The following is a 21043-nucleotide window of genomic DNA, read 5'->3' on the forward strand; positions in this document are numbered from 1 at the left end:
CGGCGACCCCGAATCGTTCCGGAAGTACCCCGACTTTCTGGTGGGGGCGTGTCCGAATTCGCCTTGTGTGTCACCTGACGCCCGCTGTGGCGCAGCACAGCTGTCCCGCTTTGCCGGGATGATCACGCATGTCGCCAGCTCACTCCCGCGGGTGATCTGCCGCTTACCCATAGTCCGTTCGGGCCATTCAAGATTGGGCCCGAAGGGGGTGTTGCGCTGCCCCCACCTTCCGTAACGTCCTCAACTGGCGGCGGTGAATATGCCGCTGCCGCCGTGGGGGAGCCTCGATTCGGGAGAGGACGGCGCCGGTATGGGCTGGGTAACCGACTGGAGTGCGCAGGCTGCCTGCCGCACTACCGATCCGGATGAACTGTTCGTTCAGGGAGCAGCGCAGAACAGGGCCAAGGCGGTGTGCACCGGGTGCCCGGTACGCACCGAGTGCCTGGCCGACGCGCTGGACAACCGCGTCGAATTCGGCGTGTGGGGAGGCATGACGGAGCGGGAGCGTCGCGCGCTGCTGCGCCGCCGGCCCACCGTGACCTCCTGGCGCAGACTGCTGGAGACCGCCCGCTCGGAGTACGAGCGCGGCGCCGGAATCGTGCCCCTCGACAACGACGAGGTGTACGAGAACTACGCGGCGGTGAGCTGAGGGCAACGCCCTCCGGCATAGGCCGAGGGCCGTACCGACCGGGCATGAACCGCGGGAACATCGGCCGGGCAGGTGCGCGCCGGCGGCGAGCCGCCCGTACGCGGGCCCTCGCCGGACGGCCGCGCGGCACGGCCAGTGCGACCGTTGTGACGTGACCGGGCGACTGTTGCGGCATGGCCGGCGCGACTGCTGTGGCGTGACCGGCGCGACTGTTGTGGCGCGGTCGGCAGGACCGTTGTGGCGTGACCGGTTCGCCCGTTGTGGCGTGGCTGTACGACCGCTGCCCCGGTTCGCCGTTACGACAGCTCGCTCTGCCCCGCCGCCAGCCGGCCGCCGATGTCGCGCAGGCCCGTGAGGTCGTGGACGTCACCGGGGAGCGCGGGTACTTCGACGACCGCCACCTCGGGGTGGCGGGAGACGAAACGGTCCCGCGTGCGCTGTTCGCGCGAGAGCAGCTGCATGCGCTCGGCGTGCAGCCTCAGCAGGCCTGCGGTGAACTGGTCGACGGACCGCTCCGTGTCCGTGGCGGGGGAGCCTTCGTCAGGAGCCGGTGTCCCGGAAGCGGGAGATTCTGAACTTCCGTACGTGTCGGGAGAGTTACGAAGTCCAGCTTTCCCGCCCCCCTGATCCACAATGCGGGCCTCCTCAAGATTTTCCGCGGCGGTGAGCGCCCGCTCGGCCGACAGCCGCTCGGCACCGCTGCCGTGGACACGGTTGAGGACCAGACCCACCAGCGGCATCTTCTCCGCGGCCAGCCGCTCCACGAAGTACGCGGCCTCGCGCAGCGCGTCCCGCTCGGGGGCCGCCACCACGAGGAACGCCGTACCGGGCGCCTGGAGCAGCTTGTACGTGGCGTCCGCGCGGGTGCGGAAACCGCCGAAGGTGGTGTCCATCGCGGACACGAACGTCTGGACGTCCTTCAGCAGCTGGCCGCCCAGCAGCTTGCCCAGGGTGCCGGTCATCATCGACATGCCCACGTTGAGGAAGGCCATCCCCGCGCGGCCGCCCAGCTTGGCGGGGGCGGTCAGCAGCCGGATCAGCCGGCCGTCCAGGAAGGAACCGAGCCGCTTGGGCGCGTCCAGGAAGTCCAGCGCCGAACGGGACGGCGGGGTGTCGACGACGATCAGGTCCCACTCGTCCCGGGCCCGCAGCTGCCCCAGCTTCTCCATCGCCATGTACTCCTGCGTGCCCGCGAAGCCCGCCGAGAGCGACTGGTAGAAGGGGTTGGCCAGGATCACGGCCGCCCGCTCGGGGTCCGCGTGCGCCTCCACGACCTCGTCGAAGGTGCGCTTCATGTCCAGCATCATGGCGTGCAGTTCGCCGTCGCCGTCGGTGCCCTTCACCCGGCGCGGCACGTTGTCGAGCGAGTCGATGCCCATCGACTGGGCCAGCCGCCTGGCCGGGTCGATGGTGAGCACGACCACCTTGCGGCCGCGCTCGGCCGCCCGCAGCCCGAGGGCCGCCGCGGTCGTCGTCTTGCCGACCCCGCCGGAGCCGCAGCACACCACGATCCGGGTCCCCGGATCGTCCAGCAGCGCGTCGACGTCGAGCACACGCGCGGGGGAGAGGTAAGGGCGGGCGGCGTCCTGCGCCTCGGCCTGGTCCGGACTCATGACAACCCCTGACTGCGCAGCTCGGTGGCGAGTTCGTACAGACCCGCCAGGTCCATTCCCTCGGCGAGCAGCGGAAGTTCGTGCAGCGGCAGGCCCAGCTCCTCCAGGGCCGCGCGCTGCTCCTGCTCCAGCGTGTGCCGCTCGGCGTACTCCGCGGCCTGCTCCAGCAGCGGGCCGACCAGCCGCTCGGCGTTCCCGCCCCGGCGCGCGCCGCCGAGTCCCGCGGCGGACAGTGCCTGCGCGACCGAGGAGCGGGCGACGGTCGGCACGAGTTCCAGGTCGGCCGCGTCGAGCACCGCCGGACGCACCATGTTCACGATGACCCGGCCCACGGGCAGCCCCGCCGCGCGCAGTTCGGCGATGCCGTCGGCGGTCTCCTGGACGGGCATCTCCTCCAGCAGCGTCACCAGGTGCACCGCCGTCTCCGGAGACTTCAGCACCCGCATCACGGCCTGCGCCTGATTGTGTATCGGGCCGATCTTCGCCAGGCCCGCCATCTCGTCGTTGACGTTCAGGAAGCGGGTGATGCGGCCCGTCGGCGGGGCGTCCATGACCACGTAGTCGTAGAGGAACGCGCCGCTCTTGTCCTTGCGGCGCACCGCCTCGCACGCCTTGCCGGTGAGGAGGACGTCCCTCAGTCCCGGCGCGACGGTGGTGGCGAAGTCTATGGCGCCGAGTTTCTTCAGGGCGCGGCCCGCGCCGCCGAGTTTGTAGAACATCTGGAGATAGTCCAGAAGGGCCAGTTCGGGATCGATGGCGAGGGAGTACACCTCTCCGCCCCCGGGAGCGACCGCGATCTTTCGCTCCTCGTAGGGCAGCGCCTCTGTCTCGAAGAGCTGTGCGATGCCCTGCCGACCCTCGACCTCCACGAGAAGCGTCCGCTTCCCCTCGGTCGCGAGGGCCAGCGCGAGTGCGGCGGCGACCGTCGTCTTGCCGGTCCCGCCCTTGCCGCTGACGACCTGGAGCCTGCTCACACCATCGAGACTAACCAGTCCGGCCGACACTCACGCGGGAGGCTGTGGATAACGACGCCCGCGGGCGTCCGCCGGTCCCCCCGGTCACAGCGGATACAGTCGGCCCATGACCAAGTGGGAATACGCAACCGTGCCGCTGCTCGTCCACGCCACGAAGCAGATCCTGGACACCTGGGGCGAGGACGGCTGGGAGCTCGTCCAGGTCGTGCCCGGGCCCAACAACCCCGAACAGCTCGTGGCCTACCTGAAGCGGGAGAAGCAGGCGTGAGCACCGTCGAGGCCAAGCTGGCCGAACTGGGCCTGACCCTGCCGGCGGTCGTACCGCCGCTGGCCTCGTACCAGCCGGCCGTCCGGTCCGGCATGTACGTCTACACCTCCGGCCAGCTGCCGATGGTGGAGGGGCAGCTGCCCGTCACCGGCAAGGTCGGCGCCGAGGTCACCGCGGAGGAGGCCAAGGACCTGGCCCGCACCTGTGCGCTGAACGCCCTGGCCGCCGTGAAGTCCGTCACCGGCGACCTGGACCGCATCGCGCGCGTGGTGAAGGTCGTCGGCTTCGTCGCCTCCGCGGCCGACTTCACCGGCCAGCCCGGTGTCATCAACGGCGCCAGCGAGCTGCTCGGCGAGGTCCTCGGTGAGCGCGGTGTGCACGCCCGCAGCGCCGTGGGCGTCGCGGTGCTCCCGCTGGACGCGCCGGTGGAGGTCGAGATCCAGGTCGAGCTGCTTCCGTAGCTCTGCCGCGGTGCTCAGCCGGCGTGGTCGCGCCGACGTGGTTCCGCTGGTGTGGTTCCAGTGACGCGGCCGTACCGCCGTGGTTCGACTGCCGTGGTTCGACCGACGCGGGCGCGCCTGAGCGGTTCCGCCGGAGCGGTCGCGTCGAAACCCCTCCGGCCTCGGGCACCTCTCGAACATTCGCCCTATACGGGATAGCCTCCGGCCATGGCGAACGGTCAGTGGTACCCCGCGGAATGGCCGGACCGCATCCGTGCCCTCGCGGACGGTTCTCTCACCCCGGTGTCCCCCAAGCGCGCGGCCACCGTGCTGCTCCTGAAGGACACTCCGGCCGGTCCGGTCGTCCACATGCTGCGCAGACGCGCCTCCATGGCCTTCGCCGGAGGCGCGTACGCGTATCCCGGCGGCGGGGTCGACCCGCGCGACGACGACCGCCAGGTCCGCTGGGCGGGCCCCACGCGCGCGTGGTGGGCGCGGCGGCTCGGCGTCGACGAGGCGGGCGCCCAGGCGATCGTCTGCGCGGCCGTCCGGGAGACGTACGAGGAGGCGGGCGTCCTGCTCGCGGGCCCCGGCCCCGACTCGGTCGTCGGCGACACCACCGGGGACGACTGGGAGGCGGACCGCGCCGCCCTGGTCGCGCGTGAACTGTCCTTCGCCGAGTTCCTGGACCGCCGCGGCCTGGTCCTGCGCTCCGACCTGCTCGGTGCGTGGACGCGCTGGATCACGCCCGAGTTCGAGGCCCGCCGCTACGACACCTGGTTCTTCGTGGCCGTCCTCCCCGAAGGCCAGCGCACCCGGAACGCCTCCACGGAGGCCGACCGCACGGTGTGGATCCGCCCGGAGGAGGCCGCCGCCGGGTACGACAAGGGCGAGCTGCTGATGATGCCGCCCACCATCAGCACCCTGCGCCGGCTGCTGCCCTACGCCACCGCCGCGGAGGCCCTCGCCGCGGCTCCCGCGGGCGACATGACCCCGGTACTGGCGAGCGCGCGCCTGGAGGACGGGGAGATCGTGCTGTCCTGGCCGGGACACGACGAGTTCACCAAGCACATCCCGGCATCGGGGACGGCAGCCGCGCCGGCCGCCCGGACGACCGCCGGAGGCCCCGCATGACCGACGCGGCAACTCTGCCCGGCCAGCCCCGGGGCGGTGTCCTCTCGGGTCCCGCGACCGAACGGGCCGTCAACGTACTTGCGCCCAACGCCTCCGTGATGACCCTGGACGGCACCAACACCTGGATCGTCGCCGAACCGGACTCCGAGCTGGCCGTGGTGATCGACCCGGGCCCGCTGGACGACGGCCACCTGCAAAACGTCGTCGACACCGCCGAGCGGGCCGGCAAGCGCGTCGCCCTCACCCTGCTCACCCACGGCCATCCCGACCACGCCGAGGGCGCCGGCCGCTTCGCCGAACTGACGGGCACGCGCGTGCGTGCCCTGGACCCGGCGCTGCGGCTGGGCGACGAGGGCCTGGCCGCCGGGGACGTGATCGCGCTCGGCGGCCTGGAGCTGAGGGTCGTACCGACCCCCGGGCACACCGCGGACTCCCTGAGCTTCCATCTTCCGGCCGACCGCGCCGTGCTGACCGGGGACACCGTCCTCGGACGCGGTACGACCGTCGTGGCCCATCCCGACGGCCGCCTGGGGGACTACCTGGACTCCCTGCGCCGCCTGCGGTCCCTGACCGTGGACGACGGCGTGCACACCGTCCTGCCGGGCCACGGGCCGGTCCTGGAGGACGCCCAGGGCGCCGTGGAGTTCTACCTCGCCCACCGCGCCCACCGCCTCGCCCAGGTCGAGTCGGCCGTGGAGAACGGCTACCTCAGCCCCGGCGAGGTCGTCGCCCACGTGTACGCCGACGTGGACCGCTCCCTGTGGCCCGCGGCCGAGCTGTCGGTGCGGGCGCAGATGGACTACCTCACCGACCACGGGCTGATCTGACCTGATCTGACCGGCGCCGGCTGTGTGTCTCGGTCCCCCGCCCCGGCTACCCGTCTTCCGGGCGCGGGGCCTTCACGCCGTGCACGCGCGCGTACTCCTCGGCGAGCCAGGGGCCCAGGTCGTCGGTGTACGTCCGCAGGGCGGCCGGGTCGCCGACGGGCTCGTAGCCGTACTTGGCGGCCATACGCATCGCCGCCGCCCGCCGTGGGTAGTACGCGCCGAACACCGCGGCCATCTCGCGCAGGTCGCTCGTCCAGCCCTTCCAGCGGGGCATGACGAGGGTGAAGCCGGTGCGGACCAGGTGCCGGGACATGAAGCGCACCAAGGGGCGTCGGGCCTCCTCGGTGTCCGCCGCGTCCGCGACGCGCTCGCGCCAGCGCGGGAGCCACAGCGCCAGGTCGCCGTTGGTCTCGCGGGCGAGCAGCGAGTCGGGGCGGTACCGGGGCAGGTGCGCGGCCAGGTCGTCCCCGAGCAGCGGGGTGCACAGGCAGGCCACGAACCAGGCCAGGTCGTGGCGCTCCAGGTCGCTCAGCAGCCGCGCCCGGCCGTACAGCAGCGTGCCCACGCCGTCGATCTGCGGGAACTCCCGGTCGAGCGCCTCGCCCAGGGCCCGTACGGCCTCCCGGGCGGCGTCGTCCGGCTCCTCGCGGAGGGCCACCAGCAGGTCCAGATCGCTGCGGCCCACGCGCGCGGTGCCGCGCGGGACGGAACCGTAGAGGTAGGCGCTGTGCAGCCGCGTCCCGAACGTCTCCGCCAGCCGGTCCCGCGCGGCCGCCACGACCGGGCGGAACGCGTCCGGCACGCGCGCGAGGGAGCCTTCACGGGCGATGAAGCCGTGAGCGTCGAGGCCATGGGGGAGGGGTCCGTGGGCGTCGACGTCGTGAGGGGCGGGTCCGTGGGCGTCGTGGTCGCGCGGGACGGGGCCGTGGACGTCGGGGCTCTGCGGGACCGGGCCGTGCGGGACCAGAGGGTTGGGCATGCGCTCACTGTGGCCCGAGCGGTCCTGTGGCGCGACGTGTTTTCGGCGCCGGCCGGCGGCAGCGGGCCCGGGCGGGGCGTGAGCCCCGGGAGGGCCGATCACGACAGCGGGGCCCGGCCTTGTGACAGGCGGGCCCCGACGTCGTGTCGTACAACCAGGAACGGTCAGCGCGAGCGCTTGGCCAGCCGCTCCACGTCCAGCAGGATGACCGCCCGCGCCTCCAGGCGGAGCCACCCGCGCTGGGCGAAATCGGCGAGCGCCTTGTTCACGGTCTCGCGGGAGGCGCCGACCAGCTGGGCCAGCTCTTCCTGGGTGAGGTCGTGAACGACGTGGATGCCCTCCTCGGACTGCACGCCGAAGCGGCGCGAGAGGTCCAGCAGGGCGCGCGCCACGCGACCCGGGACATCCGAGAAGACCAGGTCGGACATGGCGTCGTTGGTCTTGCGCAGCCGGCGGGCGACGGCGCGCAGCAGGGCGCCGGCCACCTCGGGGCGCACGTTCAGCCAGGGCTGGAGGTCGCCGTGGCCGAGACCCAGCAGCTTCACCTCGGTCAGCGCGGTGGCGGTGGCAGTGCGCGGGCCCGGGTCGAACAGCGACAGTTCGCCGATCAGTTCGCCGGGGCCGACGACAGCGAGCATGTTCTCGCGGCCGTCGGGCGAGGTGCGGTGAAGCTTCACCTTGCCCTCGGTGACGACGTACAGCCGGTCCCCGGGGTCGCCCTCGTGGAACAGCGAGTCGCCACGGGCGAGGGTCACCTCACTCATGGAGGCGCGAAGCTCCGCGGCCTGCTCGTCGTCGAGAGCCGCGAAGAGCGGGTTGCGCCGCAGAACGTCGTCCACGAGTTCTCTCCTTGTCGACCTGCTCAGGGGGATCTTGCTCCCCCGTGTGACAGGGGTCCGTGTTCCCCATTTTGCCGGACGGTCCAAACAGTGTGATCTGTCACAAGGATGCCGCACAGGTGTCCCAACGTATGCGGCAGGGGTCCAATCGGGGGCTGATCTTCCGGGTCCGGGGCGGATGTCGGTGCCGGGCTTTAGGCTGGCCGGGTGTCCAAATCGCGGTGAGAGCACAGGCCAAGGGGGCTGGGCGAGTGGTTGTACGTCGCGATTCCGCCGTGGGCGAACAGGATCCCGATGGAAGCAGGGAAAAGGTGAAACCGGCCGAAAAGGTACCGGCTGAAAAGGTACCCGCCGGGAACGTGCCGGCCGAGAACGCACCGGTCAGGAAGGTCGCTGCCGGAAAGGACGCGGCCGGAAAAGATGCTGCCGGAAAAGGCACGGCCGCGAAGAGGAAACCCGCCGCGAAGGCGCCTGCCTCGAAAGCCGCCGGCATGAAGGGCACCGCCGTGAAGGACGACTCCGCCGCGAAGGCGCCGGCCGCGGGGGCGGCGGCCAGGCGGGTTGCCGCCGGTGAGTCCCGTACCGCCCTCGTCCGCCGTGCCCGCCGCATCAACCGCGAACTCGCCGAGGTCTACCCCTACGCCCACCCCGAGCTGGACTTCGAGAACCCCTTCCAGCTCGTGGTCGCCACGGTGCTCTCCGCCCAGACCACCGACCTGCGCGTCAACCAGACGACCCCCGCGCTCTTCGCCAAGTACCCCACGCCCGAGGACCTCGCCGCCGCCGATCCGGAGGAGGTCGAGGAGATCCTGCGCCCCTGCGGCTTCTTCCGGGCCAAGACCCGGTCGGTCATAGGGCTCTCCAAGGCCCTCGTCGAGGACTTCGGCGGAGAGGTCCCCGGCCGGCTGGAGGACCTGGTGAAGCTCCCCGGCGTCGGCCGCAAGACCGCCTTCGTCGTCCTCGGCAACGCCTTCGGCCGCCCCGGCATCACCGTGGACACCCACTTCCAGCGCCTGGTGCGCCGCTGGAAGTGGACCGAGGAGACCGATCCCGGCAAGATCGAGACGGCCGTCGGCGAGCTGTTCCCGCAGAAGGACTGGACCGACCTGTCCCACCACGTGATCTGGCACGGCCGCCGCATCTGCCACGCCCGCAGGCCCGCCTGCGGCGCCTGCCCCATCGCCCCGCTCTGTCCGGCCTACGGCGAGGGCGAGACCGACCCGGAGAAGGCCCGAGGGCTCCTGAAGTACGAGAAGGGCGGCTTCCCCGGCCAGCGCCTGAACCCCCCGCAGTCCTATCTCGACGCGGGCGGCAAGGCGGCCCCGCCGCTGGGGGCCGGATGACGGAACGATCCGGGCGCCCCGGAGCGTGGGACACGGTAGGACGGGGGTGGCGATGACGTACACGCACGGCACGCACGAGGAGCCGGTGGCGCTGAGCAAGGAGGGGCTGCCGGGCTGGCTGGAGCCGGTGGCGCACGCGGCGGAGACGGTCGAGCCGACCCAGCTCAGCCGCTTCCTGCCGCCGGAGAACGGCTCGGGGCGCAAGTCGGCGGTGCTGATCCTCTTCGGCGAGGGCGAGCGCGGCCCCGAGCTGCTGCTCATGGAGCGCGCCGGTTCCCTGCGCTCGCACGCCGGCCAGCCCTCCTTCCCGGGCGGCGCCCTCGACCCCGTGGACGGCGACCCGCACGGCGACGGCCCGCTCAGGGCGGCGCTGCGCGAGGCGGAGGAGGAGACCGGCCTGGACCCGGCCGGCGTCCAGCTCTTCGGCGTGCTGCCCGCCCTCTACATCCCGGTCAGCGAGTTCGTCGTCACGCCCGTGCTCGGCTGGTGGCGCAAGCCCAGCCCGGTCGGTGTCGTCGACCCGAACGAGACCGCCCGCGTCTTCACCGTCCCCGTGGCGGATCTCACGGACCCCGCCCACCGGGCCACCACCGTCCACCCCAGCGGCCACCGAGGACCGGCATTCCTGGTCGAATCGGCCCTGGTCTGGGGCTTCACGGCCGGAGTGATCGACCGGTTGCTGCACTACGCGGGCTGGGAACGCCCCTGGAACAGAGACAAGCAGGTCCCGCTCGACTGGCGGTCGTGACAAGGTGTCGTCCGTGCTGTGTTCTCCCGGGGGCAGCGACATCGGCGGCTTCGCCGCCCGCCCCCGGACCCGGGGCCTGGCCGCTGGGACCGGAGTGGATAGGCGAGGCCTGAAGCGTTGAACGTGCTGGACATCCTGTTGCTGGTCGCGGCTGTGTGGTTCGCGGTCGTCGGCTACCGCCAGGGTTTCGTCGTCGGCATCCTGTCGGTGCTGGGATTCCTCGGCGGCGGTCTCGTGGCCGTGTACGCGCTTCCCGTCGTCTGGGACGCCGTGACCGGCAACGCGCAGGTCGGCACCGTCGCGGCCGTCGTCGCCGTGGTCGTCGTCATCGTCTGTGCCTCCGTCGGCCAGGCCCTGACCACCCACCTCGGCAACAAGCTGCGCCGCCACATCGTCTGGTCCCCCGCCCGCGCCCTCGACGCCACCGGCGGCGCCCTGGTCAACGTCGTCGCGATGCTCCTGGTCGCGTGGCTGATCGGCTCCGCCCTCGCGCAGACCACGCTGCCGACGCTGGGCAAGGAGGTCCGCAGCTCCAAGGTGCTGCTGGGCGTCTCCCAGACGCTGCCGCGGGAGGCCGACACCTGGTTCAAGGACTTCACCTCGGTCCTCGCGCAGAACGGCTTCCCGCAGGTCTTCAGCCCGTTCTCCAACGAGCCGATCAAGGAGGTCCAGCCGCCCGACCCGGCCCTCGCCCGCAGCCCGGTCGCCGCCCGCGCCCAGCGCTCCATCGTGAAGGTCACCGGTACGGCGCAGAGCTGCGGCAAGGTCCTGGAGGGCACCGGCTTCGTCTTCGGCGACGGCCGCGTGATGACCAACGCGCACGTCGTGGGCGGCGTGGACGCGCCCACCGTCCAGATAGGCGGCGTGGGCCGCAAGTACCCGGCCCGGGTCGTCCTCTACGACTGGCGGCGCGACATCGCCGTACTCGCCGTGCCCGACCTGGTCGCGCCCCCGCTGCGCTTCTCGTCGGGGGACGCGGTCAGCGGGGACGACGCGATCGTCGCCGGCTTCCCGGAGAACGGTTCGTACGACATCCGCGCCGCGCGCGTGCGCGGGCGCATCACGGCCCACGGCCCGGACATCTACCACCGCGGCACGGTCGGCCGCGACGTCTACTCGCTGTACGCGACCGTCCGTCAGGGCAACTCCGGCGGACCGCTGCTGACGCCCGGCGGCCGGGTCTACGGCGTGGTGTTCGCCAAGTCCCTCGACGACGCCGACACCGGCTACGCCCTCACCGCCGACGAGATCCAGCGCGACATCGACCAGGGGCGTACGGCCAACGAGCAGGTGGGCACGGACAGCTGTGCCCTGTGATGACCTGTGGTGCCCTGCGATTCCCCTGGTGCCCCCGGTGTGGCCCCGGCGTGATCCCGGCTGATTCCGGTGTGATCCCCGAAGTGCCCCCGGCGCGCCGCGGGTTCAGCCGCGCGTGTGACGCAGACGTATCGAGACCCAGCGGGCCCGGCGGCGCAGAATGTACGAAATTCCCACCTGCGGATCCGTCTCCGTCAACTGCGGCGATCCGCGCCGGGCAGAGCCCGGGGAGGCGGTCGAGCGGCGGTTGCGGGGTGCGTCACTGTAGTCGTGCGTCCAGCCCATACCCCGACGTGTGCCCCTGGCCCAAGGTCGATAACCGCCTCGGCTCCCCCCAATTGGCCTATGCGGCAGGCATGTGGCCGTTCGAGGGACAAGTGTTCAGGAACCGGATCACTCCACGCATCCGCGCGGTCACCGGTCCGGCTCGGGGTCCTTCAGCCAGTTGATCAGCTCGGTCGAGAAGGCCACCGGGTCCTCCTCGTGCGGGTAGTGGCCGAGGCCGTCGAAGAGGCGCCAGCGGTAGGGCGCCTCGACGTACTCGCCCGAACCGGCCGCGCTGCGCGTGCGGGTGACCGGGTCCAGGGAGCCGTGCAGGTGCAGCGTGGGCACCCGTACCGGCCGCTTCATCCTGCGGTTGAACTGGATGCCGTCCGGGCGGGCCAGCGAGCGCACCAGCCAGCGGTACGGCTCGATCGAACAATGCGCGGTGGACGGGATGCACATGGCCCGCCGGTACGCCTCCACGGCATCGTCCTCCGGCAGCCGCGGCCCGGACCACTCCCGGATCAGCCGGCCCACCAGCGCGCCGTCGTCGGCGGTCAGTTGCCGCTCGGGGATCCACGGCCGCTGGAAGCCCCAGATGTAGGAGTTCGCGGCCGTCTGCCGGGCGTCCCGCAGCATCGCCGCACGCCAGCGCCGCGGATGCGGCATCGACACCACCGCGAGCCGACGTACGAGCTTGGGCCGCATCGCCGCAGCCGTCCACGCCAGGTAGCCGCCCAGGTCGTGGCCGACCAGCGCCGCGTCCGGCTCGCCGAGCGAGCGGATCACGCCGGTGACGTCCAGGGCGAGGTTGGCGGGGTCGTAGCCGCGCGGGGTGCGGTCGCTGCCGCCGACGCCGCGCAGGTCCATGGCCACCGCCCGGTAGCCCGCGCCGGCGAGCGCGGACAACTGGTGCCGCCACGTCCACCAGAACTGCGGGAAGCCGTGGAGCAACAGCACCAGGGGGCCGTCGCCGAGTTCGGCGATGTGGAAGCGCGCGCCGTTGGCGGCGACGTCGCGGTGCGTCACCTTCTCCCCGGAGGGGAGGTCGATCCGTACGGCCGATGCCGCCGCGGGTTCTGTCATGACGACGAGCGTGCCACGGCCTTGCGCGCCCGGTCCTGCGGCAGCGCGGGACGGCGCGGGTGCGGCTTGGCGTTCTGCAGGACGCCCGCCGACTGCTTCACCGACGCGGCGACCTTCCGCGGGCCCTGGCTCTTCTTGGCCTTCTTCGCGAACACCAGACCGATGAGTCCGAGCAGGCCGGCGATCAGCACGTTGGCCGCGAAGGACAGCACGAAACAGATGGCCAGGTTCCAGTGGCTCCAGGTCCGGATGCCGTACGCCAGCGCGAAGTTGAGCATGGGCAGGGAGAACAGCAGTACCGCGCCCGCGACCGAGAACGCGCCGCCGCTGACCGCGCCGCGCTTCACGTCCTGCTTGAGCTGGGCCTTTGCCAGCGCGATCTCGTCGTGCACCAGCGCCGACAACTCGGTCGTCGCCGATGCGACCAGCTGGCCGACGCTGCGTTCGGCGCCGACCGGGCTGCCGTCGCGTGCGCTCATCGCGTTCTCCCTCAGAGGTTTGGTGCCGTCTTGTTTTGTACCGTCTCGTCAGATCATGCCGGACGACCGTCCTCATCGCCTGCCCCGCCCGGTACTTCCGCAAGCCCGTGGCGCGCCGCCGCGGCCTTCTCGACGGCGAGGCGCCGGTGCTCGGCGGCCTTGTGCTCGTGGATCCGGGCCATGCGCAGGTGGTACTCCGGGTCGTCCTGCTCGTAGATGTCGGGGATACCGTCCAGGTCCTCGTCGCGCTCCTCGTCCTCGCACAGACCGCGGTACTTGGCGTTGCGTACCTTCAGCAGCACGGTCGCACATACCGCCGCGATCAGCGATCCGGCGAGTACGGCCGCCTTCACCTCGTCGGTCAGTACGGCGTCGCCGGCGAAGGCCAGCTCCCCGATGAGCAGCGAGACGGTGAAGCCGATGCCGGCCAGGGACGCCACCGCGAACACGTCGGCCCAGGCGAGGTCGTCGCTGAGCGAGGCACGGGTGAAGCGGACGGCCAGCCGGGCACCCCCGAAGATGCCGATCGTCTTGCCGACGACCAGCCCGAGTACGACCCCGAGCGTCTCCGGCTTCGTGAACACGTCATGGAGCGCCCCGCCGGATACCGACACCCCGGCGCTGAACAGGGCGAACAGTGGCACGGCGAGCCCGGCCGACAGCGGGCGCACCAGGTGCTCGACGCGCTCGCCCGGCGCGTGCTCCTCACCCTCGCGGGTGGTGCAGCGCAGCATCAGGCCCATCGCCACGCCCGCGATGGTGGCGTGCACGCCACTGTTGTACATCAGCGCCCAGATCACGACCGCGAGCGGCACGTACACGTACCAGCCGCGCACGCCCCGGCGCAGCAGCAGCCAGAAGACCACCAGCCCCACCACGGCTCCGCCGAGGGTGGCGAAATTGATCCGTTCGGTGAAGAAGACGGCGATCACGAGGATCGCGAAGAGGTCGTCGACGACCGCCAGGGTCAGCAGGAAGGCGCGCAGGGAGCTGGGCAGCGAGGTGCCGATGACCGCGAGGACGGCGAGCGCGAAGGCGATGTCCGTGGCCATGGGCACCGCCCAGCCCCGCGCGGACCCGCCTCCGGCGAGCGCGGTGACCGTGCAGACCAGCGCGGGTACGACCATCCCGCACAGGGCGGCCACCACGGGCAGCGCCGCCGCCCTGGGGTCGCGCAGGTCCCCGGCGACCAGCTCGCGCTTGAGTTCGATGCCGGCGACGAAGAAGAAGACGGCGAGGAGGCCGTCGGCGGCCCAGTGGGCGACGGAGAGGTTCAGGCCGAGCACCTCGGGGCCGAAGTGGAAGTCGCTGACGGCCACGTAGCTGTGGTGCAGGGTGGGGATGTTGGCCCAGATCAGCGCGGCGACGGCGGCGAGGAGGAGCAGGACGCCGCCGACGGTCTCGGTGCGCAGCGCGTCCGTGATGACCGTCCGCTCGGGCAGGGACAGGCGTCCCAGGGCCTTGCGGGTGGCGGTCGGGGTACGGGGCGCTGACACGGTGGGGACCTCCGGTGGTGGGCAGGGGCGAGCGTCTGCCGACCAGACTTCCCGGCGCACCTTTTCGGACCTTGTCATGTTCTGCGGCTTGCTGTTTTCGCCCAGTCGAGGGCTTTGTTTAGTTTACCTAAGGTTGGAGCCGGGCGCATGTGTGGCGGCGTACGCGTGGAGAGCACGCGAGAGGGGCGCCCGGCGTTCGCACGCCGGGCGCCCCTCTGACGGCCGTACGGCCCCGCCCCGTCCTAGTCCTCGCTGGACGCGGCCGGGAGCTTGGTCTGGATGAGGTCCATGACCGTGGAGTCCGTGAGGGTCGTCACGTCTCCGAGCTGGCGGTTCTCGGCCACGTCCCGCAGCAGACGCCGCATGATCTTGCCCGAGCGGGTCTTCGGCAGCTCCGCCACCGGCAGGATCCGCTTCGGCTTGGCGATCGGGCCGAGCGTGGCGCCGACGTGGTCGCGCAGCTCGCCGACCAGCTTCTCGTCCTCCGACGCCGTACCGCGGAGGATGACGAAGGCGACGATGGCCTGGCCGGTCGTCTCGTCGGCGGCGCCGACCACCGCCGCCTCGGCGACCGCCGGGTGCGAGACGAGCGCCGACTCCACCTCGGTGGTGGAGATGTTGTGCCCGGACACGAGCATCACGTCGTCCACGCGCCCGAGGAGCCAGATGTCCCCGTCGTCGTCCCGCTTCGCGCCGTCACCCGCGAAGTACTTGCCTTCGAAGCGCGACCAGTAGGTGTCGAGGAACCGCTGGTCGTCGCCCCAGATCGTGCGCAGCATCGACGGCCACGGCTCGGTGAGGACGAGGTAGCCGCCACCGCCGTCGGGCACCTCGTTCGCCTCGTCGTCGACGACCGTCGCGCTGATGCCGGGCAGCGCACGCTGCGCGGAACCGGGCTTGGCCTCGGTGACGCCCGGCAGCGGCGAGATCATCATCGCGCCGGTCTCGGTCTGCCACCAGGTGTCCACGATCGGCGTCCGGTCGGCCCCGATGTGCTTGCGGTACCAGATCCACGCCTCGGGGTTGATGGGCTCGCCCACCGAGCCGAGCAGCCGCAGCGAGGTCAGGTCGAACTGCGCGGGGATGTCGTCGCCCCACTTCATGAACGTCCGGATCGCCGTCGGGGCCGTGTAGAGGATCGAGACCCGGTACTTCTCCACGATCTCCCAGAACCGGCCCTGGTGCGGGCTGTCCGGGGTGCCCTCGTACATCACCTGCGTCGCGCCGTTGGCCAGCGGCCCGTACACGATGTAGGAGTGTCCGGTGACCCAGCCGACGTCGGCCGTGCACCAGAACACGTCCGTCTCCGGCTTGAGGTCGAACACCGCCCAGTGCGTGTAGGCCACCTGGGTGAGGTAGCCGCCCGAGGTGTGCAGGATGCCCTTCGGCTTCCCCGTCGTCCCCGAGGTGTAGAGGATGAACAGCGGGTGCTCCGCCTCGAACGCCTCCGGGGTGTGCTCGGCGGACTGGCGGTCCACCAGCTCGTGCCACCAGACGTCCCGCTCGGCGTCGAAGGCCACGTCCTGTCCGGTACGGCGCACCACCAGCACGTGCTCCACGTTGCCGGCCTTCCGCACCGCCTCGTCCACGGCGGGCTTGAGGGCGGACGCCTTGCCGCGCCGGTAGCCGCCGTCGGAGGTGATGACGACCTTGGCGTCCGCGTCCTTGATGCGGGTGGCGAGCGCGTCGGCCGAGAAACCGCCGAAGACGACCGAGTGCGCGGCACCGATCCGGGCCGAGGCCAGCATCGCGATCGCCGTCTCCGGGATCATCGGCATGTAGATGGCGACCCGGTCGCCCTTGCGGACGCCCAGCTCCAGCAGGGCGTTCGCGGCCTTGGAGACCTCGTCCTTCAGTTCGGCGTAGGTGATCGAGCGGCTGTCACCGGGTTCGCCCTCGAAGTGGATGGCGACCCGGTCGCCGTGACCGGCCTCGACATGCCGGTCCACGCAGTTGTACGCGACGTTCAGCTCGCCGTCCTTGAACCACTTCGCGAACGGAGGGTTCGACCAGTCCAGCGTCTCCGTCGGTTCCTTGGCCCAGCTCAGGCGGCGGGCCTGCTCGGCCCAGAAGCCGAGCCGGTCAGCCTTGGCCTGCTCGTACGCCTCTGCCGTGACGTTGGCGTTCGCGGCCAGGTCGGCCGGTGGCGCGAATCGGCGATCCTCCCGCAAGAGGTTGGCCAGGCTTTCGTTGCTCACGACATCTCCCTTTCCCAGGGTGTCCGTTGTGTCCCGGGCCACACCTCATCAGACCCGGGGGTCCGGTGACAAGGGTCAGTCCCAAAATTGGTATAGACCTATGCGTGATGAGGCGGCCCTGAGCTGCACGGTCACACCGGACTGTGCACCTCCTCCCCCTCTCGCACGTCGTCGAACCTCACGTCCACGAACACGGCCTCGTCGCCGTTTTGATGGTTCCCCTCCGTGCCGCCGAGCAGATAGGCCTGCGCCTCGCCCACGTGGAAGTACATGCCGTGCAGCTCCAACGTGCCGGATGCCAGCGCCCGCGCGACCGAGTCGTGCGCCCGCAGATGCTCCAGCTGCTGGACCACGTTGGTCAGGCACAGCTGTTCCACCGCGTCGGCCGGTGCCCGCCCGGCCGGCCGGGGCCGGGCCCGGCGGTCGTCGGCCATCCGCTCCAGGCTGGGCAGCCCGTGCCGCAGCCACCGTCTCAGCGGGGTCATCGCACCCCCGGGCTCGGCGGTCAGCAGCGCCTGCATCGCTCCGCACCCGGAGTGCCCGCACACCGTGACGGACCGCACCCCGAGCACGTCCACCGCGTACTCGATGGCGGCCGCCACCGAGTCGTCGCCGTGCTCTTCGCCCGGCGGCGGCACCAGGTTGCCGACGTTGCGGACGACGAACAGGTCACCCGGACCACTGGAAGTGATCATCGACGTGACGAGGCGAGAGTCCGCACAGGTGAGGAAGAGCTGCGAGGGCTGCTGCCCCTCCCGTGCCAGCCGCGCCAGCTCGTCCCGTACCAGCGGGGCGGTGTTCCGCTGGAACGAGCTGATGCCACGGGCGAGTTCGTGAGGGACGGGGCGCGTGTGGCGGCTGGTGCTGATGGTGGGGGAGGTGGTGTTGGTGTTGGTGTTGGTGGTGGTGTTGATGGGGGCGGTCGGGTCGGTGTCGGTGCCGGAGCCGTGGCCCGTGTCGGCTCCGGTATTCGTGCCGGTGCCTTCGGCCGCGCCGGAGCCGGAGCCGGCCGGGGGTCCCGTCTCGCCGGCACCCGGACCTCGGCCCTTCCCGGCGCTGCCCGCACCCGCGAGCGCACCCGTACTCGTACCTGTACTCGTGCCCGTACTCGTACCTGTACTTGCACTCGTGCTCGCACCCGTACCGACCGCCGGACCGCCGGACGTCAACGCGCACTGGTGGTTCCGCCACGGTGTCCAGGGCAGGCACCGGCACACCGCCGACGGTGTCGGGGCGGTGGTGGTCCGGACTCCGCCGCGCCGGCCCGTCAGCCGGGCGGTGCCGCCTCGCGCGGTGTGCGCGCTCTGCCAGTCCTGCAGGGACTCGTACGCCGCGTGGTCCATGAACGACCCATCCAACTCCACGACGGCATGGGCTCCTTGGGGTACGAGATGCAGGGCTCTGCTGAGCCGGGGCACCGCGAGGAACGTCAGCTGGCCTCGTGCGTGTACGTGATGGACTCCTTCCTTCTCCTTGTGCGTGATGCGGGTGCGGGTGAGGCGGTGCAGGGCGACGGCGACGGCCATGGCGACCCCGAGGAACACGCCCTCCAGGATGCCGAGGAACACCACGCCGAGTGTGGTGGCGACATACGCCAGTACTTCGCGGTGGCGGGTCACCGTGCGGATGTGGTGCAGGGACACCATCTGGATGCCGACGGCCATCACCAGGGCGGCGAGCGAGGCGAGCGGGATCTGCTCCAGGAGCGGGACCATCAGCAGCGCGGCGACTACTACGAAAACGCCGTGCAGCATCGTGGAGTTCCGGCTCACGGCACCGGAATTCACATTCGCCGAACTTCGCACGGCCACGCCCGCGACCGGCAGTCCGCCGAGCGCTCCGGAGACGATGTTGGCCGTGCCCTGGCCGAGCAGTTCGCGGTCGAGGCGGGAGCGGGCGACATGTGCCTGGGGGCCGGGGCGCGAGGCGAGCAGCTTGTCCACGGCGACCGCGCCGAGCAGTGACTGCACGCTGCACACCAGCGTGGTGGTGAGTACGGCGGCGGCGATGCCGAGCACCGGCCCCTCGGGCAGTCCGGCCAGGGCGTGGCTGCGCCAGGACGGCAGGTCGACCCGGGGCAGGCTCAGTCCGGTGAGTGCCGCGGTGACGGTGGCCCCGGTGACCGCGACGAGGGCGGCCGGGACCTTGCGCAACAGGGCTCCCGGGCGCCCGGGGACGCGAGGCCAGGCCAGCAGGAGGGTGAGGGTCAGCGCGCTCATCGACACGGCGGCCGGATCCAGCCGGGCCAACTGGGCGGGCAGGGCGTGCAGGTTGGCGAGGACGGAGCTGTCGGGGCTGCCGCCGAGGACGATGTGCAGCTGTGCCACGGCGATGGTGACGCCGATGCCGGCGAGCATGCCGTGCACCACGGCCGGGCTGACGGCGAGCGCTCCCCGCGCCACCCGCAGGCAGCCGAGGCCGAGTTGGGCGAGACCGGCGAGGACGGTGATGCCGCAGGTCGCCTGCCAGCCGTAGCGGTGGATCAGGTCGGCGGTGACCACGGTCAGTCCGGCCGCGGGCCCGCTGACCTGCAGCGGGCAACCGCCGAGCCGTCCGGCGACGAGTCCGCCGACGGCGGCGGCGACCAGCCCGGCCTGGAGCGGGGCGCCGGTGGCGAGGGCGATGCCGAGGGAGAGCGGCAGGGCGATGAGGAAGACCGCGACGGACGCGGACAGGTCGGCGCCCTCGACGGGGAGGCGGCGGCGCCGGGTCGGTGGGGTGGTGTGCGGCGGGTGGGGCTGGGTGCGGGCAGGTGCGCAGGCTGGCATGTCCCGTCTCCTCCGGGGCGGCGCGGTCGCGGACTGGTGGGTTCCCGCTCGGGGCGGGGGTCGGTCGCGGCCGTGGGTCACGGCGTGCAGCGGCGGGATGGATCAACGCTCGGTAAACGAACAGTAATGCAGAGTAAAGGCTGGGCATAACTTTTCGGGGCAAATGGATCAGCGGATCACCTCCTCAGGTGAAGCAGTCATTTCATCGGCTTGTCGTACTAATTCCTTCTCGGCCTCGTGCGACCTTGGCGGCGCTGCCGGTGCAACCCCGGCAGATCGCCAGAAAACACCCTCGTCAGCGTCCGCCTGAGAGTCGGCGTTCGCCTGAGAGAAGGAAGAAGGTGGGCGGAACATGACCGCCACCCAGAGGATCGCCGTCGGTGTCGTGGTCGCCGTGGCCTGTGCCGCGCCGCTCGCCGGCTGCGCGACCGGCTCCAACGGTTCGAAGGAGGGGCAGTCCGGCCCGCAGAACGGGGCGCCGGCCCCGCAGAGCGTGGTCCGTCTGATCGGCGACGGGTCCACCGCGTACACCGGTGCGCAGCCGCACCTGCCCAGGGCCGAGAAGCTCGAGCCGGGTCAGAAGCCCCCGCAGTTCGTCGTGTTCTCCTGGGACGGCTCGGGCGAGGACAGTCAGAAGCTGTTCTCGCACTTCCGCAAGGTCGCCAAGGAGAACAAGGCGAACATGACCTTCTTCCTCAGCGGCGTGTACATGCTGCCCGAGGAGAAGCGTGACCTCTACAGACCCCCGCAGCACTCGCCGGGCCGGTCCGACATCGGCTTCAACGACCCGCAGGGCATCGCCGACACCGTGAAGCAGGTGCGGATGGCCTGGCTGGAGGGCAACGAGATCGGCACGCACTTCAACGGCCACTTCTGCGGTCCCGACGGCGGTGTCGGCGAGTGGTCGGTGGACGAGTGGAAGAGCGAGATCGACCAGGCCAAGCAGTTCGTGAAGAGCTGGAAGACCACCACCGGCATGACCAAGTCGGCGCCGCTGCCCTTCGACTACGACAAGGAACTCATCGGCGCCCGCACCCCCTGCCTGGAAGGGCAGAAGAACTTCATGAAGGCGGCGAGCCAGATGGGCTTCCGCTACGACTCCAGCGGCGTCAACGACCAGGTCTGGCCCAAGAAGAAGCAGGGCCTGTGGGACCTGTCGATGCAGTTGGTCCCCTTCCCCGGGCACACCTACGAGCAGCTGACCATGGACTACAACTTCATGGTCAACCAGTCCGGCACCCAGACCCAGGGCGACCCGGACATGTACGCCTCCTGGGGCGACCAGATGCGCGACGGCCTGGTCAAGGGCTTCTACCGGGCCTACGACGGCAACCGCGCGCCCCTGATCATCGGCAACCACTTCGAGTCCTGGAACGGCGGCACGTACATGCGCGCCCTCGACGAGGTGGTCAAGGAGGTGTGCAACAAGCCCGAGGTGCGCTGTGTCTCCTTCCATCAGCTCGCCGACTGGCTCGACGCGCAGGACCCGCAGACGCTGAAGAAGCTGCGCACCCTCGAGGTGGGTGAGGCGCCCCGGAAGGGCTGGGCGTCCCTCCTGTCCGGCCGCCCGGCACCGGCGCCGAAGGGTGTGCCCGGGGCGCCGGCGGCCAAGCAGTAGGCG

At 71.3% G+C, this 21043-nt stretch carries 19 protein-coding genes; 9 read left to right on the forward strand and 10 right to left on the reverse strand.

Annotation, left to right across the window (positions count from 1 at the left end):
- Positions 1-310 precede the first annotated feature (310 nt).
- Entirely contained in the window at positions 311-649 is a 339-nt protein-coding gene (gene wblA / locus OIB37_RS20320) for a transcriptional regulator WblA (protein WP_018547931.1), read from the forward strand.
- A 296-nt stretch (positions 650-945) separates the two neighbouring features.
- On the opposite strand, the gene OIB37_RS20325 is transcribed toward wblA, so the two are convergent.
- On the reverse strand, positions 946-2262 hold the full coding sequence (locus OIB37_RS20325; RefSeq protein WP_330459029.1) for an ArsA family ATPase: 1317 nt from the start codon (positions 2260-2262) through the stop codon (positions 946-948).
- Positions 2259-3236 carry an ArsA family ATPase gene (locus OIB37_RS20330; protein ID WP_330459030.1) on the reverse strand — a complete coding sequence of 326 codons (978 nt, stop codon included), beginning with the start codon at positions 3234-3236 and terminating at the stop codon, positions 2259-2261. The genes OIB37_RS20325 and OIB37_RS20330 overlap by 4 nt, the downstream gene beginning before the upstream one ends.
- Before the next feature lie 106 nt (positions 3237-3342).
- Between OIB37_RS20330 and OIB37_RS20335 the strand changes: the two genes are divergently transcribed.
- The 4 genes from OIB37_RS20335 to OIB37_RS20350 all read left to right on the forward strand — a co-directional run bounded on the left by OIB37_RS20335 (position 3343) and on the right by OIB37_RS20350 (position 5905).
- Positions 3343-3504, forward strand: coding sequence for a DUF4177 domain-containing protein (locus OIB37_RS20335; protein WP_003975360.1), 162 nt, complete (start codon positions 3343-3345; stop codon positions 3502-3504).
- Positions 3501-3965, forward strand: coding sequence for a RidA family protein (locus tag OIB37_RS20340; protein WP_330459031.1), 465 nt, complete (start codon positions 3501-3503; stop codon positions 3963-3965). Before OIB37_RS20335 ends, OIB37_RS20340 begins: the two co-directional genes overlap by 4 nt.
- Positions 3966-4172: 207 nt before the next feature.
- Entirely contained in the window at positions 4173-5078 is a 906-nt protein-coding gene (locus OIB37_RS20345) for an NUDIX hydrolase (RefSeq protein WP_330459032.1), read from the forward strand.
- Positions 5075-5905, forward strand: a complete 831-nt coding sequence (locus tag OIB37_RS20350; RefSeq protein ID WP_330459033.1) for an MBL fold metallo-hydrolase — start codon at positions 5075-5077, stop codon at positions 5903-5905. The genes OIB37_RS20345 and OIB37_RS20350 overlap by 4 nt, the downstream gene beginning before the upstream one ends.
- A gap of 46 nt (positions 5906-5951) precedes the next feature.
- Here OIB37_RS20350 and OIB37_RS20355 read toward each other — a convergent pair whose 3' ends face one another.
- Both OIB37_RS20355 and OIB37_RS20360 read right to left on the reverse strand, forming a co-directional pair.
- Entirely contained in the window at positions 5952-6707 is a 756-nt protein-coding gene (locus tag OIB37_RS20355; protein WP_330461908.1) for a nucleotidyltransferase domain-containing protein, read from the reverse strand.
- A gap of 341 nt (positions 6708-7048) precedes the next feature.
- Positions 7049-7723 (reverse strand): Crp/Fnr family transcriptional regulator, encoded by a 675-nt coding sequence (locus OIB37_RS20360; protein ID WP_030734182.1) that lies wholly within the window; start codon positions 7721-7723, stop codon positions 7049-7051.
- A gap of 359 nt (positions 7724-8082) precedes the next feature.
- Between OIB37_RS20360 and nth the strand changes: the two genes are divergently transcribed.
- From nth to OIB37_RS20375, 3 genes are all read left to right on the forward strand, one after another.
- Entirely contained in the window at positions 8083-9066 is a 984-nt protein-coding gene (nth, locus tag OIB37_RS20365; RefSeq protein ID WP_330459034.1) for an endonuclease III, read from the forward strand.
- Positions 9067-9118: 52 nt separating this feature from the next.
- Entirely contained in the window at positions 9119-9814 is a 696-nt protein-coding gene (locus tag OIB37_RS20370; RefSeq protein ID WP_330459035.1) for an NUDIX hydrolase, read from the forward strand.
- A gap of 117 nt (positions 9815-9931) precedes the next feature.
- The gene (locus OIB37_RS20375; RefSeq protein ID WP_330459036.1) at positions 9932-11131 is read left to right on the forward strand and encodes a MarP family serine protease; all 1200 of its coding nucleotides are present in this window, start codon (positions 9932-9934) and stop codon (positions 11129-11131) included.
- A gap of 105 nt (positions 11132-11236) precedes the next feature.
- On the opposite strand, the gene OIB37_RS20380 is transcribed toward OIB37_RS20375, so the two are convergent.
- From OIB37_RS20380 to OIB37_RS20405, 6 genes are all read right to left on the reverse strand, one after another.
- On the reverse strand, positions 11237-11416 hold the full coding sequence (locus tag OIB37_RS20380; protein WP_330459037.1) for a hypothetical protein: 180 nt from the start codon (positions 11414-11416) through the stop codon (positions 11237-11239).
- A gap of 129 nt (positions 11417-11545) precedes the next feature.
- Positions 11546-12481: an alpha/beta fold hydrolase gene (locus OIB37_RS20385; protein ID WP_330459038.1), complete on the reverse strand. Its 936-nt coding sequence runs from the start codon at positions 12479-12481 to the stop codon at positions 11546-11548.
- The gene (locus OIB37_RS20390; protein ID WP_330459039.1) at positions 12478-12960 is read right to left on the reverse strand and encodes a phage holin family protein; all 483 of its coding nucleotides are present in this window, start codon (positions 12958-12960) and stop codon (positions 12478-12480) included. The genes OIB37_RS20385 and OIB37_RS20390 overlap by 4 nt, the downstream gene beginning before the upstream one ends.
- Before the next feature lie 53 nt (positions 12961-13013).
- The gene (gene nhaA, locus OIB37_RS20395; protein WP_330459040.1) at positions 13014-14456 is read right to left on the reverse strand and encodes a Na+/H+ antiporter NhaA; all 1443 of its coding nucleotides are present in this window, start codon (positions 14454-14456) and stop codon (positions 13014-13016) included.
- Positions 14457-14698: 242 nt separating this feature from the next.
- Complete coding sequence (gene acs, locus OIB37_RS20400; protein WP_330459041.1) at positions 14699-16654, reverse strand: acetate--CoA ligase; 1956 nt, start codon at positions 16652-16654, stop codon at positions 14699-14701.
- Positions 16655-16785: 131 nt separating this feature from the next.
- Positions 16786-19422 (reverse strand): SulP family inorganic anion transporter, encoded by a 2637-nt coding sequence (locus OIB37_RS20405; protein ID WP_330459042.1) that lies wholly within the window; start codon positions 19420-19422, stop codon positions 16786-16788.
- 352 nt (positions 19423-19774) lie between these two features.
- Between OIB37_RS20405 and OIB37_RS20410 the strand changes: the two genes are divergently transcribed.
- Complete coding sequence (locus OIB37_RS20410) at positions 19775-21040, forward strand: hypothetical protein (protein WP_330459043.1); 1266 nt, start codon at positions 19775-19777, stop codon at positions 21038-21040.
- The last annotated feature ends 3 nt before the right edge of the window (positions 21041-21043 follow it).

The organism is Streptomyces sp. NBC_00820 (assembly GCF_036347055.1).
Lineage (GTDB): Bacteria > Actinomycetota > Actinomycetes > Streptomycetales > Streptomycetaceae > Streptomyces.